The 15,859-nt window shown below is 65.0% G+C and carries 9 protein-coding genes; 2 read left to right on the top strand and 7 right to left on the bottom strand.

Annotated elements, in window-relative coordinates:
* Positions 1-77 precede the first annotated feature (77 nt).
* The 3 genes from NLI89_RS08990 to NLI89_RS08980 are packed head-to-tail and all read right to left on the bottom strand — an operon-like array spanning position 78 to position 3,397.
* Positions 78-971 (bottom strand): SDR family oxidoreductase, encoded by an 894-nt coding sequence (locus tag NLI89_RS08990; protein WP_254686737.1) that lies wholly within the window; start codon positions 969-971, stop codon positions 78-80.
* A gap of 59 nt (positions 972-1,030) precedes the next feature.
* Positions 1,031-2,680 (bottom strand): OFA family MFS transporter, encoded by a 1,650-nt coding sequence (locus NLI89_RS08985; RefSeq protein ID WP_254686736.1) that lies wholly within the window; start codon positions 2,678-2,680, stop codon positions 1,031-1,033.
* A 42-nt stretch (positions 2,681-2,722) separates the two neighbouring features.
* Entirely contained in the window at positions 2,723-3,397 is a 675-nt protein-coding gene (locus NLI89_RS08980) for a fumarylacetoacetate hydrolase family protein (RefSeq protein ID WP_254686735.1), read from the bottom strand.
* A gap of 125 nt (positions 3,398-3,522) precedes the next feature.
* Here NLI89_RS08980 and NLI89_RS08975 point away from each other — a divergent pair, with 125 nt between their 5' ends.
* Together NLI89_RS08975 and NLI89_RS08970 are read left to right on the top strand one after the other, a co-directional pair.
* The gene (locus NLI89_RS08975) at positions 3,523-4,617 is read left to right on the top strand and encodes a catalase family protein (protein ID WP_254686734.1); all 1,095 of its coding nucleotides are present in this window, start codon (positions 3,523-3,525) and stop codon (positions 4,615-4,617) included.
* A gap of 1 nt (position 4,618) precedes the next feature.
* A complete protein-coding gene (locus NLI89_RS08970; protein WP_254686733.1) occupies positions 4,619-5,365 on the top strand; it encodes a metallophosphoesterase family protein in 747 nt (248 codons plus the stop codon).
* Between the two features lies 1 nt (position 5,366).
* On the opposite strand, the gene NLI89_RS08965 is transcribed toward NLI89_RS08970, so the two are convergent.
* The 4 genes from NLI89_RS08965 to rpoB form a co-directional block, all read right to left on the bottom strand.
* On the bottom strand, positions 5,367-5,738 hold the full coding sequence (locus NLI89_RS08965) for a PilZ domain-containing protein (RefSeq protein WP_254686732.1): 372 nt from the start codon (positions 5,736-5,738) through the stop codon (positions 5,367-5,369).
* A gap of 77 nt (positions 5,739-5,815) precedes the next feature.
* Positions 5,816-6,604, bottom strand: a complete 789-nt coding sequence (locus NLI89_RS08960; RefSeq protein WP_254686731.1) for a hypothetical protein — start codon at positions 6,602-6,604, stop codon at positions 5,816-5,818.
* A 280-nt stretch (positions 6,605-6,884) separates the two neighbouring features.
* Complete coding sequence (gene rpoC / locus NLI89_RS08955) at positions 6,885-11,171, bottom strand: DNA-directed RNA polymerase subunit beta' (RefSeq protein WP_254686730.1); 4,287 nt, start codon at positions 11,169-11,171, stop codon at positions 6,885-6,887.
* 169 nt (positions 11,172-11,340) lie between these two features.
* Complete coding sequence (gene rpoB / locus NLI89_RS08950) at positions 11,341-15,495, bottom strand: DNA-directed RNA polymerase subunit beta (RefSeq protein ID WP_254686729.1); 4,155 nt, start codon at positions 15,493-15,495, stop codon at positions 11,341-11,343.
* Between the last annotated feature and the right edge of the window lie 364 nt (positions 15,496-15,859).

The raw sequence follows: 15,859 nt of genomic DNA, 5'->3' as shown, positions 1-15,859 counted from the left end.
GCAACCGCGGTGATCCTTACCTCCCCCTCCGTCTGGCAAGAGCCAGCCACCTCCCCCTGGCGGGGGAGGATTAAAGGCTAAGCGACTCCTGCGCCGCCCGTCACGCCGTAGACCTCACCCGTAATATAGCTCCCCTCCTGCGACGCGAGCAGCACGTACACCGGCGCGATCTCCACCGGCTGGCCCGGCCGCCCGAAATGGCTCTTCGCCCCGAACGTCTCGACCATCTCCTGCGGCTGGCCACCGCTCGGCTGCAACACCGTCCAGAACGGTCCCGGCGCGACGACGTTGGCGCGGATCCCCTTCTCGATCAGCTGCTTGGCGAGACCCTTGGTGTACGCGACGATCGCCGCCTTGGTAGTCGCATAGTCGAGCAGATTGTCCGACGGATCATAGCCCTGCACCGACGCGGTCGTGATCACCGCCGCGCCCGCGGGCAGATGCGGGACGGCAGCCTGCACGAACCAGTGCAGCGCATAGACATTGGTCTTCATCGTCTGGTCGAAATCGTCGGTCGAGATATCGGCGACGGTCGGTCGCGTCTGCTGGCGCCCGGCGTTGACCACCAGCACGTCGAGACCGCCGAACGCATCGACCGTCTGCTGCACGGCCGCACGGCAGAACGACTCGTCCTTCACGTCGCCGGGTAGCGCGAGCGCCTTGCGCCCCTCGGCCTCGATCAGCGCGACGACCTCCTGCGCATCGGCCTCTTCGGCAGGAAGATAGACGATCGCGACGTGGGCACCTTCGCGGGCATAGGCGATCGCGGCGGCGCGACCGATGCCGCTGTCGCCGCCGGTGATGAGCGCCTTCCGCCCGCCCAGCTTGCCCGAGCCGGTGTAGCTGGTCTCGCCGTGATCGGGCTTCGGGTCCATCTTCGACGCGATACCCGGCGCTTCCTGCGGCTGTTGCGGGAAGGGGGGCTGCGGATATTGCGTGCGCGGATCCTGCATCGTGAGCCGGTCGGCCATGGGGTGCTCCTGTCTGGGGTAAGCAGAGGCAACCGATGGCCGACCGATCGGGTTGCGCTTTACTTGAGCAGGATCAACGCCTTCGACAGCGTCATGTAGATCCCCCAGAGGATCGGCAGCCCGACCGCCAGCCACGCAAAGACGATCACCGGCGAGGTGCCGCCTTCCGCCGCGACCGTCCCGCCGCCGGCCACCGTCTCGACCGCCACCGGCCTTTCGTCCGCCGCCATGTGGAACTTCGCCGCGACCGGCCGGACGAACAGGTTCGCGACGAACCCGGCGACCAGCATCGCCGCCAGCACCCAGAAGATCGGCGGATAGATATCGCCCCGCGGCACGCCCGCCGCGATCGCGCGGTCGCGCATGTTCGCGACGAGCAGCGGCCCGACCACACCTGCGGTCGACCACGCGGTCAACAGCCGGCCATGGATCGCACCGACATATTTCGTCCCGAACAGATCGGCGAGATACGCCGGCGCGGTCGCGAACCCGCCGCCGTACATCGAGGCGAGGATGCAGAAGACGAGGATGAACAGGCCGAGCGTCGTCCCCGCCAGCGCCGGTGCCGCCAGGCCATAAAGCAGTGCGCCGGCGACGAGTATTGTCGCGAACATCGGCTTGCGCCCGATCCGGTCGGACAGCCACGCCCAGAAGAACCGTCCGCCGATGTTGAACAGGCTGATCGCACCGACGAACCCTGCGCCGACCGCCGCCGCCGCCTTTTTCTGGTCGTCGTCGAACGCCGTGAACAGCACGCCCGGCGCATCGATCAGGCGACCGCCGAACAGCTCCTGCAACATCGGCGAGGCGATGCCGATGATCCCGATCGAGGCGGAGACGTTGAAGAACAGCACCAGCCACACCAGCCAGAATTGCGGCGTGCGATGCGCGTTCGACAGCGCGACGTTGAAGCGGCTGATCGAGGCCTTGGCCGAAGTCGGCGCGGTCCAGCCCGCAGGCGCCCAGCCCTCGGCGGGCACGCGATAGCCGATCGCGCCGGCCATCATGAATACGAAATAGACGCTCGCGAGGACCAGGAACGTCTGCCACACGCCGACGCCAGCCCCTGAACCCGCGGGGCTCGCGAAATGCTTCATCAGCAGATCGGCGAGCGGTCCGCCGATCATTGCGCCGCCACCAAAGCCCATGATCGCCATGCCGGTCGCCATCCCGCGCCGATCGGGAAACCATTTGATCAGCGTCGACACCGGCGAGATATAGCCGAGCCCCAGCCCGATCCCGCCGATCACGCCAGACCCGAGCCAGATCAGCCAGAGCTGGTGCATCGACACGCCGATCGCGGCGATCCCCATGCCGCCGCACCAGCAGAACGCCGCGACGATGCCGGCTTTCCGCGGGCCCGCGCGTTCGAGCCACCCGCCCCAGATCGCGGCGGCGGCGCCTAGCACGACGAAGAACAGCGTGTACGTCCAGACGAGATCGCTCACGCGCCAGTCGCAGGTCGTCGTGGTCAGCGCGCCGATCAGCGAGAGGTTGGGGCAGACGACCGGGTCCGAAATCCCGATCGCACGCGAAAGCGGCAGCCAGAACACGCTGAACCCGTACGCCATGCCGATGCACAGGTGGATCGCGAGCGCGCAGGGGGGCACGAGCCAGCGGTTGAAGCCGGGCGCGGCCACCGTGCGCGCCCGGCTGAGAAAGCCGTCCGCGCCCGAATCTCGTTCGCCGTATTCCCGCGTGTCAGCCATGCCGCCCCCGTTTACCCACCTATTGCAGGGGACGATGGCGGATCAGGCGGTGAATGTCACCTCGAGCGGTTCGCACCCGTCGATCGTCGCGCGCACGGCTTGTCCCCGACGGATCGGCCCGACGCCGGCGGGCGTACCGGTGAAGATCAGGTCGCCGGGCGCCAGCTCGACGAAGGTCGACAGCGTCGCGATGATCTCGGGTACGCTCCAGATCATCATCGACAGGTCGCCCGACTGGCGCGTTTCGCCGTCGATGGCGAGCGCGATGCTGCCCGATGTGGCGGGCACGCCCGGCGTCAGCGCGGCAACGGGGGCGGAGCGATCGAAACCCTTTGCCATGTCCCACGGCCGCCCGATCTTCTTTGCCGCCGCCTGGAGGTCGCGTCGCGTCAGGTCGATGCCGACGCCTGCGCCGAAGATCATCGCCGCCGCATCCGCGACCGCGACGTCCTTGCCGCCCGCGCCAAGCGCGACGACCAGTTCGACCTCGTGATGCAGGTCTTCGGTTTGGGGCGGGAAGGGCAGGGCGCTGCCGTTCTCCACCACCGCGTCGGCGGGCTTGGTGAAGAAGAACGGCTCCTGTCGATCGGGATCGGAGCCCATCTCGCGCGCGTGATCGGCATAGTTCTGGCCGACGCAGAAGATCCGGCGGACCGGGAAGCGATCGGTCGAACCGGCGATGGCGACGGTCGGGGCGGTGATCGTGGGAATATGCATGATGGCTCCTTCGCGCGCTCTCATCGACTGCGGGCGCATCGTTTGCAACGGCCGGCCGCGGCAACGAAACCGGAACGTCTGTCCACACAACGGGTTACCGCTAGGCACTTACCGGAGATACCCCAATGCCCAGCACCAACCCCGTGCGGTTCGATCCGTCCGTCGAAACGATCGCGCCCGACGAGCAGGATACGTTGCAGAGCATGAAGGACTCGTTCCAGGAGATCCTGGAAACCACATCGCAAGATTACGGCCATGCGGTCCGGTCGGTCCACGCCAAGGCGCACGGCATCGCGCGCGGCACGTTTACGGTCGCCGATGGCCTTCCGCCCGAACTCGCACAGGGCATTTTCGCGACGCCGGGCCAGCATGAGGCGATCATCCGCATCTCGACCAACGCCGGCGATATCCTCGACGACAGCATCAGCCTGCCGCGCGGCCTGGCGCTGAAGATCCTCGACGTCGAGGGCGCACGCCTGCCGGGATCGGAAGGCGACACGACGCAGGACTTCATCATGGTCAACGGTCCGGCCTTTTCCGCGGCGGACCCCAAGTCTTTCGCCAAGAACCTGAAGCTGCTGGCGAAGACGACCGATCGGTTCGAGGGCGTGAAGAAGGCGATGTCGGCCACCTTCCGCGTCGTCGAGTCCGCGCTCGAGGCGGTTGGCGGCAAGTCGGCGACGCTGACCACGCTCGGTGGCGCCAAGCCCGTCCATCCGCTCGGCGAGACCTATTATTCGCAGACGCCGTTCCGCTTCGGCGACTATATCGCGAAGGTCGCGCTGTTCCCGGTCTCGCCCGAGCTGACCCGGCTGACCGGCGATCTGGTCGACATCACCGCACGCCCGGACGCCTTGCGCGAAGTCGTCCGCGAGGAACTGGTCGAGCATGGCGGCAAATGGGAGTTCCGCGTGCAGCTCAACACCGATCTCGAAAAGATGCCGATCGAGGACGCATCGGTGGTCTGGGACGAGGCGGAGAGCCCGTTCGTGACCGTCGCCACGCTGGACGTGCCTGCGCAGCTTTCGTGGGAGCAGGGCGTCACCGACCAAACCGACGACGCGCTGTCGTACAGCATCTGGCACGGTATCACCGCGCACCAGCCGCTCGGCGGGGTGAACCGCGTGCGCAAGGACACCTACAAGCAGTCGGCAAGCTTCCGCGGTAATTTCAACGGCTGCCCGATGCACGAGCCGGCGAAGCTGGCCGAACTCGCCTGACATGACGATGGGGGGCCCTACACTGAAGCTGTTCCACGTCAGCGACGTCCATTTCGGCGCGGAGGATCCGGCGGCGATCGCCTGGTTCTCCGATTGCGTCGCGCAGGAAAAGCCGGACGCGGTTATCATGACCGGCGATTTGACGATGCGTGCGACCAAGGACGAGTTCCAACAGGGTGGCGACTGGCTGCGGTCGCTCGGCGTGCCGGTGACGCTGGAAGTCGGCAACCACGACATCCCCTATTACTGGGACCCGTTCCGGCGGTTGTTCTCGCCCTATCAACGCTATGCCGCGGTGGAGCAGATGATCGAGCGGCCGCTGGAGTTGCCCGGTGTCACGGTGGTGCCGCTGAAGACGACCGCGCGGGCGCAATGGCGGTGGAACTGGTCGAAGGGGCGCGTGAGCCCCGGCTCGCTCAAGCGCGCGCTGGCGATGGTCGCGGACGTGCCGAAGGGCAACCTGATCTTCATCGGCGCGCATCATCCGCTGATCGAAGGCGGCACGACCGGGACCGCGAAGACGCGTCACGGCGACGCGGCGCTGTCTGCGCTGGCGGAGGCTGGTGCGCATGCGGTGTTGTCGGGGCATGTCCACGATCCGTTCGACATTCCCATAGAACGCGAAGGTCGGACGATCCGGATGATCGGCGCGGGCACCTTGTCGAAGCGCACCCGCGGCAGTCCACCCGCGTTCAACGAGATCCGCGTCGAAGGTGGGCGGTTCGTGACGGTGCCGCGGACGCTGTAGGTCAGCTCTTATAGGGGTTGTTGAGTTCGGTGAGCCAGCCGGCGGCGGGCGCGCGCAAGGTGCTGCCGGATGCCCGCCGGCGCCGCGCTTCGGAGACGTCGATGGGTTTCTGGAACGCCAGCCCCGCCAGCCCGCTCCGGACCCACACCACGTTGGCGGCGGCGGGTGCGACCGACCCGATCGCGACGACGACGACGGTGCCCGCCACGAGGTCCCCGGCCTGCGCGATGCAGAGGCCGGTTTCCGAGATGTTGGTGACGCGGTGCTGGCTGGCGCCGTCCTGGTCGACGCGAAACACATCCGCGCTCAGCATCACGCTCGTCCGCGTTGCACGGGCAAGCGAGGGCGGTTTGTCGCTGGGATCGGTCGTCATGATCTAAAAATGCCCGTGGTCGGTCCGGATTTCCAGAGCGTCGGCGATATTTCTGCGGAATGGCCCGTGGCACACGACTATTTCTTGTCGCCCCCCTGCGTGAAGTCGATCCGGATCTTGACCCAGGCGCCGATCATCGGCTTGCCGTTGATGCGGGGCGGGCGGATGCGAAACTGCCAGGCGCTCTGCCGCATCGCGCGGGAGAGCCCCGATCCAACCGGGGATTCGCCGAGCGACCGGCAATTCTCGACCTGGTAGTTCGCGATCGTCTTGCACGCGATCAGCGCCCAGCCGCCCGGCGGCGCACCGTTGGGCAGGAACTCGGCTAGCTCGGCATGGGTGGGCTCGCGGTACCATTCGGCGTTGTACAGCCGCTGCCCGCCCGGCCCTTCGCCAGGACCATAGGCCGAACCACTGTCCTGACCCTTCCCCGTCCCGCTCCCCCCATCCCCGCCCGCAAGCTGGTCTTCGGGATGCGCGGGCATCTTCGAGATATCCGCCGCATCGAACATCTCCATCCCGCCCAGCATCTTGATCGGCAGTGGGGGCGGAGATTTCGGCGGGGCAGGGGGCGCCTGCGCGGACTCGGCGCGCGGTGCCGCCCGTGGTGGTGAGCCGCCGCTGGCCCGCTTCTGCTTGGTCGGCGACGGCGTGCGCTTCGCCGGGGTAGGCGTGCTCTGATCGGGCGCCATCTGGAACGTCACTGGATCGCGCCGTTCCTCCGGCTTGACGACCGCCGACGGGGCCAGCCGCAACAGCAGCAGGATGATCAGGATGTGCGCGATCACCGTCAGCACGAACGCGGCACTGCGACGTCGCGTGGAAACGCGCGTCTCGCTCGACGAAGGATGGTACGCCGACCGCATCGGCCGTTCGCCTAGCCGTACCGCGCCCGCCCCGCAACATGTCAGCGGCCTGATGACCAAGAGTTCATTCGCCGGAGGTCGGGGCTGGGTCGCCGCATCGTGGAAATCGGACGGCTGGCGCCCATACGCGTGCCCTCACCCTTCGTCGCCTTCGGCGTCTCTCCCTCTCCCGCTGGGAGAGGGAAGGGGGCCGTTCGCGCGCGAACGAAAAAGGCCGCCGCCCGGTGTCCCGGACGGCGGCCTTTTCCTTAGTCAGCGCCTAGGCGTCCGACGAAACCGATTACTCGGCTTCGTTCAGATACTCGCCGGCATCCGCGTCGGTGCCGGTGCCCGAGGTGACGACCGCTGCGAGCGGATCCTCACCGACGCCGCCTGCGTCACGCGGGCTGCGTGCCAGTTCGGCGGCATGCTCGTCGGCAGCCGACATCGGTGCCACGATCGACACCTCCGCCATCTTGCGCTGGGCGACGCGCATCGAGGCGTCGCGGCTGTTGGCCACGACCCGCAGGCGGTTGAGGCCTGCACCGGTGCCTGCCGGGATGAGCCGGCCGACGATCACGTTCTCCTTCAGGCCCATCAGCATGTCCTGCTTGCCCTGGACCGCCGCCTCGGTGAGGACGCGGGTGGTCTCCTGGAACGATGCCGCCGAGATGAAGCTGCGGGTCTGCAGCGACGCCTTGGTGATGCCGAGCAGGATCGGCTTGCCCTGTGCACGGGTCTGCTTCTTCTCGAGCTTCTCGTTGGTCGCGTCCATTTCCTCGCGATCGACCTGCTCGCCCTTCAGCAGCGTGGTGTCGCCGCCGTCGGTGATCTCGACCTTCTGCAGCATCTGACGAACGATCGTCTCGATGTGCTTGTCGTTGATCTTCACGCCCTGGAGACGATAGACCTCCTGGATTTCCGACACGAGATACTCGGCAAGGGGTTCGATACCCATCGTCTCGAGGATATCGTGCGGATCGGGCGAGCCGCCGATCAGGTTATCGCCGCGCTTGACGTAATCGCCTTCCTGCACGTCGATGACCTTCGACTTCGGCACCAGATACTCGACGACGTCGCCGCCATCCTCGGGCTGGATGCCGATCTTGCGCTTCGCCTTATAGTCCTTGCCGAACACGACGCGGCCCGAGATTTTGGCGATGATCGCCGAGTCCTTGGGGATACGTGCCTCGAACAGCTCGGCAACACGCGGCAGACCACCGGTGATGTCGCGCGTCTTGGCGCTCTCGCGGCTGACGCGGGCCACGACGTCGCCGCCCTGGACCTGTGCGCCGTCCTCGACCGACAGGGTCGCGCCGATCGCCAGCATGTAGCGACCGCTCTCGCCCGACGTCTCGTCGAGCAGGGTCAGGCGCGGACGCAGATCCTCCTTCGACTTGGTCGCCGCGCGATATTCGATCACGACGCGCTGAGCGATGCCCGTGGCTTCGTCGGTCTGCTCGGTGAGCGTCTTGCCCTCGATCAGGTCGACATATTTGATCGTGCCCGGGTTCTCCGTGATCACCGGCATGGTGAACGGATCCCACTCGGCCATCCGGTCGCCCTTCGACACGATGTGGCCATCGTCGAACAGCACGTACGCACCGTAGGGGATGCGATCGACCGAGAGCTCGCGGCCGTCCATGTCGACGATCGCGATTTCACCCGAGCGGCTGAGCACCACGCGACGGCCACGCTGGTCGACGATGATACGCAGATCGCGGAACTGCACCGTACCGTCAGCATGCGCCTCGAGGTTCGATGTTTCGTTGAGCTGCGCCGCACCACCGATGTGGAACGTACGCATCGTCAGCTGCGTGCCCGGCTCACCGATCGACTGCGCGGCGATGACGCCGACAGCTTCACCGATGTTGACCGGCGTACCGCGGGCGAGATCGCGCCCGTAGCACTTGCCGCAGACGCCGATCTTCGACTCGCAGACCAGCGGGCTGCGGATCTTGCACGACTGCGTGCCGAGGCCTTCGATCGTCGTGATCATCGGCTCGTCGAGCAGGGTGCCCGACGGGATGATGACCTTGCCGGTCTTCGGATCGACGATGTCCTCCGCGGTCGTACGACCGAGGATGCGCTCGCCGAGGCTTGCGATGGTCGAACCACCCTGAAGAATGGCCTTCATCTCCAGCGCGCGGGTCGTACCGCAATCCGGCTCGATGATGACGCAATCCTGCGACACATCGACCAGACGACGCGTCAGATAGCCCGAGTTCGCGGTCTTCAACGCCGTATCCGCGAGGCCCTTGCGAGCGCCGTGGGTCGAGTTGAAGTACTCAAGGACGGTCAGGCCCTCCTTGAAGTTCGAGATGATCGGCGTTTCGATGATCTCGCCCGACGGCTTGGCCATCAGGCCGCGCATGCCGGCAAGCTGCTTGATCTGCGCCTGCGAACCACGCGCACCCGAATGGGCCATCATGTAGATCGAGTTGATCGGCTTTTCACGGCCGGTTTCCTCGTCGATCTTCACCGAGCGGATCTCGTCCATCATGGCATTCGCGACCTGGTCGCCGCAACGGCTCCAGGCGTCGATCACCTTGTTGTACTTCTCCTGCTGCGTGATCAGGCCGTCCTGATACTGCTGCTCGAAGTCCTTCACGAGTGCCTTGGTGTCGTCGACCAGACCAACCTTGGCGTCCGGAATGATCATGTCGTCCTTGCCGAACGAGATGCCGGCGCGGAACGCGTGGCGGAAACCGAGCGTCATGATCGCATCGGCGAACAGCACGGTCTCTTTCTGGCCGGTGTGGCGATAGACCTCGTCGATCACGTCGCCCACGTCCTTCTTGGTGAGGAGGCGGTTGACGGTGTCGAACGGCACCTTGTGGCTGTGCGGCAGGCACTCGCCGAGCAGCATGCGGCCCGGCGTGGTCTCGTACCGCTTGAGGTACTGCTTGCCCTTTTCATCGGTCTGCGGAACGCGGCTGATGATCTTGGTATGCAGCGTCACCGACTGTGCGTTCAGTGCCTGATGCACTTCCGCCATGTCGGAGATCAGCATCCCCTGACCCGGCTCGTTCTCCTTCATCATCGACAGATAATAGAGACCGAGGACCATGTCCTGCGACGGAACGATGATCGGCTTGCCGTTGGCCGGCGACAGGATGTTGTTCGTCGACATCATCAGGACGCGTGCTTCGAGCTGCGCTTCAAGCGACAGCGGGACGTGGACGGCCATCTGATCGCCGTCGAAATCGGCGTTGAACGCGGAGCAGACCAGCGGGTGAAGCTGGATCGCCTTGCCCTCGATCAGCACCGGCTCGAACGCCTGGATGCCGAGACGGTGAAGCGTCGGCGCACGGTTCAGCATGACCGGATGCTCGCGGATCACCTCGTCCAGGATATCCCAGACTTCCTTACGCTCCTTCTCGACCCACTTCTTCGCCTGCTTCAGGGTCATCGACAGGCCCTTGGCATCGAGACGCGCGTAGATGAACGGCTTGAACAGCTCGAGCGCCATCTTCTTCGGCAGGCCGCACTGGTGCAGCTTCAGCTCAGGCCCGGTCACGATGACCGAACGACCCGAATAGTCGACGCGCTTGCCGAGAAGGTTCTGGCGGAAGCGGCCCTGCTTGCCCTTGAGCATGTCGGACAGCGACTTCAGCGGACGCTTGTTGGCACCCGTGATCGTGCGACCGCGGCGACCATTGTCGAACAATGCGTCGACGGCCTCCTGGAGCATGCGCTTCTCGTTGCGGACGATGATGTCCGGCGCGCGAAGCTCCATCAGGCGCTTCAGACGGTTGTTGCGGTTGATCACGCGGCGATACAGATCGTTCAGATCCGACGTCGCGAAACGACCACCGTCCAGCGGCACCAGCGGGCGCAGCTCGGGCGGGATGACCGGAACGACCTCGAGGATCATCCACTCGGGGCGGTTGCCCGAATCGATGAAGCTCTCGACGACCTTCAGGCGCTTGATGATCTTCTTGGGCTTCAGCTCGGACTTGGTGACCGCGAGCTCTTCGAGCAGCGCGGTGCGCTCACCGACGAGATCGAGCGATTCGAGCATGATGCGGACCGCTTCGGCACCGATACCGGCCGAGAACGCGTCCTCGCCATACTGGTCCTGCGCGTCGAGGAGCTCGTCCTCGGTCATCAGCTGGTACTTTTCGAGCGGGGTCAGGCCCGGTTCGATGACGATGTACGCCTCGAAGTACAGCACGCGCTCGAGCTGCTTGAGCTGCATGTCGAGCAGCAGGCCGATACGCGACGGCAGCGACTTCAGGAACCAGATGTGCGCGACCGGGGCGGCCAGCTCGATATGGCCCATCCGCTCGCGGCGAACCTTCGAGACGGTGACCTCGACGCCGCACTTCTCGCAGACGATGCCCTTGTACTTCATGCGCTTGTACTTGCCGCACAGGCACTCGTAGTCCTTGATCGGACCGAAGATGCGCGCGCAGAACAGGCCGTCACGCTCGGGCTTGAACGTGCGGTAGTTGATGGTCTCGGGCTTCTTGATCTCGCCGAACGACCACGAGCGGATCTTGTCCGGGGACGCGATGCCGATCTGGATCTGGTCGAACGTCTCGGTCTTGGCGACCGGATTGGCGAAGGGGGTCATCTCGTTCATGAGCTGTCCTTAGGAAAAATCTTCCCCCCTACCGCTTGCGGGAGGGGGAGGGGCCCAGCCTCTTCAGGCTGGGAGGGGGTGGGCGCCCGGCATCGACGTCGCGCTTCGCTGCCGGCCGGGAGCCCACCCCTCGGTCCCCTCCCGCGAGCGGGAGGGGAGGGCAAAGGAACTACTCCGCCGCGATCTGGATGCCGTCGCTGTCGAAGCCGGGCTCCGACTGCTTCAGATCCACATTCAGGCCGAGCGAGCGCATTTCCTTGACGAGCACGTTGAAGCTCTCCGGGATGCCGGCCTCGAACGTGTCGTCGCCCTTGACGATCGCCTCGTAGACCTTGGTGCGGCCGACAACGTCGTCCGACTTCACCGTCAGCATTTCCTGCAAGGTGTACGCCGCGCCGTAGGCCTGGAGTGCCCAGACCTCCATCTCGCCGAAGCGCTGCCCACCGAACTGCGCCTTACCACCCAGCGGCTGCTGCGTGACCAGCGAGTACGGCCCGATCGACCGTGCGTGGATCTTGTCGTCGACCAGATGGTGGAGCTTCAGCATGTAGATGTAGCCGACCGTCACCTTGCGATCGAACTTGTCGCCGGTACGTCCGTCGAACAGGTCCGACTGGCCCGACGGATCGAGACCCGCCAGTTCCAGCATGGCCGACACGTCCGCTTCACGCGCACCGTCGAACACCGGCGTCGCCATCGGCACGCCGCCCTTGAGGTTCTTGGCAAGCTCGACGATCTCGTCACCCGTGCGGGCGTCGATCTCGGCGTGATACTGCTCGCCGTACACCGTCTTGAGGCGATCGCGGACCGCCTCCGGCATCGCACCCGGCTTGGCGTCCGGATTCTCTTCACGCCACGTCTCGAGAGCCGCGGTGATCGACTGACCCAGGCCACGTGCGGCCCAGCCCAGATGCGTCTCGAAGATCTGACCGACGTTCATGCGCGACGGCACGCCCAGCGGGTTGAGGACGATATCGACCGGCGTACCGTCGGCGAGGAACGGCATGTCCTCCGCCGGCAAGATGCGGCTGATGACGCCCTTGTTGCCGTGACGGCCGGCCATCTTGTCGCCCGGCTGCAGCTTGCGCTTCACCGCGACGAACACCTTGACCATCTTCAGCACGCCCGGCGACAGCTCGTCACCACGCTCCAGCTTCTCGCGACGATCGTGGAACTTGTCCGTGATCAGCTTGGCTGCGTCGTCATACTGGATCTTGACCGCTTCCAGATCGCCCTGGACCTTGTCGTCGGCGACCGCGAACTTCCACCACTCGTGGCGGTCGACGCTGTCGAGCAGATCCATGTCGATCACGACGCCCTTCTTGACGCCCTTCGGCGCCGAGGTGGCCGTCTGGTCGAGCAGCATCTCGCGAAGACGCGACCAGGTCGCACGGTTCAGAATCGAGCGCTCGTCGTCCGAATCCTTCTTCAGGCGCTCGATCTCCTCGCGCTCGATCGCCATCGCGCGCTCGTCCTTGTCGATGCCGTGACGGTTGAAGACGCGAACATCGACGACCGTACCCGACACGCCCGGCGGCAGGCGAAGCGACGTATCGCGCACGTCGCTGGCCTTCTCGCCGAAGATCGCGCGGAGAAGCTTCTCCTCCGGCGTCATCGGCGATTCACCCTTGGGGGTGATCTTGCCGGCGAGGATATCGCCCGGCTCGACCTCTGCACCGATGTACACGATGCCCGCCTCGTCGAGATTGCGAAGCGCTTCCTCGCCGACGTTCGGGATATCGCGGGTGATGTCCTCAGGCCCGAGCTTCGTGTCGCGCGCCATCACCTCGAACTCGTCGATATGGATCGACGTGAACACGTCGTCCTTCACGATCCGCTCGGAGATCAGGATCGAATCCTCGTAGTTGTAGCCGTTCCACGGCATGAACGCGACGAGGCTGTTGCGACCCAGCGCCAGCTCGCCGAACTCGGTCGACGGACCGTCGGCAAGCACGTCGCCCTGCGCCACCACGTCGCCCACCTTCACCAGCGGACGCTGGTTGATGCAGGTCGACTGGTTCGAGCGCTGGAACTTCATCAGCGTGTAGATGTCGACGCCCGACTTGCCGGCATCGATCTCGCCGGTCGCCCGGATCACGATACGCGCCGCGTCGACCTGGTCGACGATGCCCGCACGCTTTGCCGAGATGGCCGCGCCAGAGTCACGCGCGACCGTCTCTTCCATGCCGGTGCCGACGAACGGCGCCTCGGCCTGGACGAGCGGCACGGCCTGACGCTGCATGTTCGAGCCCATCAGCGCGCGGTTGGCGTCATCGTTTTCCAGGAACGGAATGAGCGATGCGGCGACCGAGACGAGCTGCTTGGGGCTGACGTCCATCAACGTGATGTTGTCGGGCAGCGCCATCAGGAATTCGCCAGCCTGACGCGACGACACCAGCTCCTCGACGAAGCCGTTCGACGAATCGAGCTCGGCGTTGGCCTGCGCGATCGTGTGCTTGGCTTCTTCCATCGCCGACAGGTACACGACGTCGTCGGTCACCTTGTGATCGACGACCTTGCGGTATGGCGTCTCGATGAAGCCGTACTTGTTCACCCGCGAGAAGCTGGCGAGCGAGTTGATCAGACCGATGTTCGGGCCTTCCGGCGTCTCGATCGGGCAGATGCGGCCGTAATGCGTCGGATGAACGTCGCGGACTTCGAAGCCAGCACGTTCCCGGGTAAGTCCACCTGGTCCAAGTGCCGACACGCGACGCTTATGGGTGACTTCCGACAGCGGGTTGGTCTGATCCATGAACTGCGACAGCTGCGACGAGCCGAAGAATTCGCGGACCGCGGCAACCGCAGGCTTCGCGTTGATCAGGTCGTTCGGCATGACGGTCGAGACGTCGACCGACGACATGCGCTCCTTCACGGCGCGCTCCATGCGGAGCAGGCCGACGCGGTACTGGTTCTCGAGCAACTCGCCGACCGAACGGACACGACGGTTACCGAGGTTGTCGATATCGTCGATTTCGCCCTTGCCGTCCTTCAGGTTCACGAGCGTCTTGATGACCTCGAGAATGTCCTCGGTACGCAGCGTCGTCACGGTGTCCTCGACGTCGAGGTCGAGACGCATGTTGAGCTTCACGCGACCGACGGCCGACAGGTCGTAGCGGTCGGGATCGAAGAACAGACCCGAGAACAACGCCTCGGCCGTCTCCAGCGTCGGCGGCTCGCCGGGGCGCATCACGCGGTAGATGTCGGACAGCGCCTGCTCGCGCTCTTCGGCCTTGTCGACCTTGAGCGTGTTGCGGATCCACGGACCCGTCGCGACGTGATCGATGTCGAGCAGGTCGAGACGCTCGATGCCTGCCTGGTCGAGCAGTTCGAGGTTCTCAGCGGTCACTTCGTCACCGGCTTCGATGTAGATGCGGCCGGTCGACTCGTCGATCAGGTCGTATGCCGAATAGCGACCGAAGATTTCCTCGGTCGGGATCAGCAGGTCGGTGAGGCCGTCCTTGAATGCCTTGTTCGCAGCCCGTGGGCTGATCTTCTGGCCGTTCGGGAACACGACTTCGCCGGTCTTCGCATCGACGATGTCGAACATCGGCTTCTGGCCACGCCAGTTCTCGACCTGGAACGGAACGATCCAGCCACCCTGGCCGCGGACGAACGTCACGCGGTTGTAGAAATAGTTGAGGATCTCTTCCGACGCCATGCCGAGCGCGTAGAGCAGCGCCGTGACGGGCAGCTTGCGCTTGCGATCGATGCGGACGTTGACGATGTCCTTCGCGTCGAACTCGAAATCGAGCCACGAACCGCGATACGGGATCACGCGCGCCGCGAACAGATACTTGCCCGATGCGTGCGTCTTGCCGCGATCGTGATCGAACAGGACGCCCGGCGAACGGTGCATCTGCGAAACGATGACGCGCTCGGTGCCGTTGATGAAGAACGTGCCGTTCTCGGTCATGAGCGGCATGTCGCCCATGTACACGTCCTGCTCCTTGATATCGATGACCGACTTGGCCTCGGTATCGGGATCGACCTCGAACGCGGTCAGGCGCAGCGTGACGCGCATCGGCGCGGCGTAGGTGATCCCGCGCTGGCGGCATTCCTCGACGTCGAACTTCGGTGGCTCGAGGACGTAATCGTCGAAATCGAGATAGGCGGTGCCGGCGAAATCCTGGATCGGGAATACGCTGCGCAGCGTCTTCTCAAGACCCGAGACGTGGCCGATCGACTTGTCGGAGCGCAGGAACTGCTCGTAGCTCTCGCGCTGCACTTCGATCAGGTTCGGCATCTGCACGACTTCGTGGATGTTGCCGAAAACCTTGCGGATACGGCGCTTTGCAGTGCCGTGTTCGATCGCCTTGGATGCCATAGGTTTTATTTCGCCCTATAAAAACTGATCGGGTCAGCCGTAAATTCGTGCTTAGGAACCCCTAAGCGGGACGCACGTTAACGCAGAAAGGCCGCGCGCATCGTGTGCGGCGGCTCTCAGCGTATGAAACCTCGGTATCCAATACGATCGACACGCTGCGCGACGGCATGTCATTTCCCGGATGCTGTGGTGAGAGGCGGATATAGGCGCGGCACGGCGTCCTGTCAAAGGGCGCATGTCGATATGTGACGCGATACCCGGCCGCGGGATCTCGAAATGGGTCGTTTTGGAACGTCGACAGTGACGAATATACTATAGATTGTGGATCGCCTGCACCGCTAGGCGCATCCGCAGTAAGGCGTCG

This window comes from Sphingomonas faeni, assembly GCF_024273235.1.
In the GTDB taxonomy this organism is placed as follows: Bacteria; Pseudomonadota; Alphaproteobacteria; order Sphingomonadales; family Sphingomonadaceae; genus Sphingomonas; species Sphingomonas faeni_A.
The sequence above is the reverse complement of the archived record's forward strand: the minus strand, read 5'-3'. Positions and strand labels throughout refer to the sequence as shown.

What these genes read in the sequence shown, in the direction of transcription:
- NLI89_RS08990 (WP_254686737.1), bottom strand. Translation starts at nt 971, where the DNA reads ATGGCCGACCGGCTCACGATGCAGGATCCGCGCACGCAATATCCGCAG.
- NLI89_RS08985 (WP_254686736.1), bottom strand. Translation starts at nt 2,680, where the DNA reads ATGGCTGACACGCGGGAATACGGCGAACGAGATTCGGGCGCGGACGGC.
- NLI89_RS08980 (WP_254686735.1), bottom strand. Translation starts at nt 3,397, where the DNA reads ATGCATATTCCCACGATCACCGCCCCGACCGTCGCCATCGCCGGTTCG.
- NLI89_RS08975 (WP_254686734.1), top strand. Translation starts at nt 3,523, where the DNA reads ATGCCCAGCACCAACCCCGTGCGGTTCGATCCGTCCGTCGAAACGATC.
- NLI89_RS08970 (WP_254686733.1), top strand. Translation starts at nt 4,619, where the DNA reads ATGACGATGGGGGGCCCTACACTGAAGCTGTTCCACGTCAGCGACGTC.
- NLI89_RS08965 (WP_254686732.1), bottom strand. Translation starts at nt 5,738, where the DNA reads ATGACGACCGATCCCAGCGACAAACCGCCCTCGCTTGCCCGTGCAACG.
- NLI89_RS08960 (WP_254686731.1), bottom strand. Translation starts at nt 6,604, where the DNA reads ATGCGGTCGGCGTACCATCCTTCGTCGAGCGAGACGCGCGTTTCCACG.
- rpoC (WP_254686730.1), bottom strand. Translation starts at nt 11,171, where the DNA reads ATGAACGAGATGACCCCCTTCGCCAATCCGGTCGCCAAGACCGAGACG.
- rpoB (WP_254686729.1), bottom strand. Translation starts at nt 15,495, where the DNA reads ATGGCATCCAAGGCGATCGAACACGGCACTGCAAAGCGCCGTATCCGC.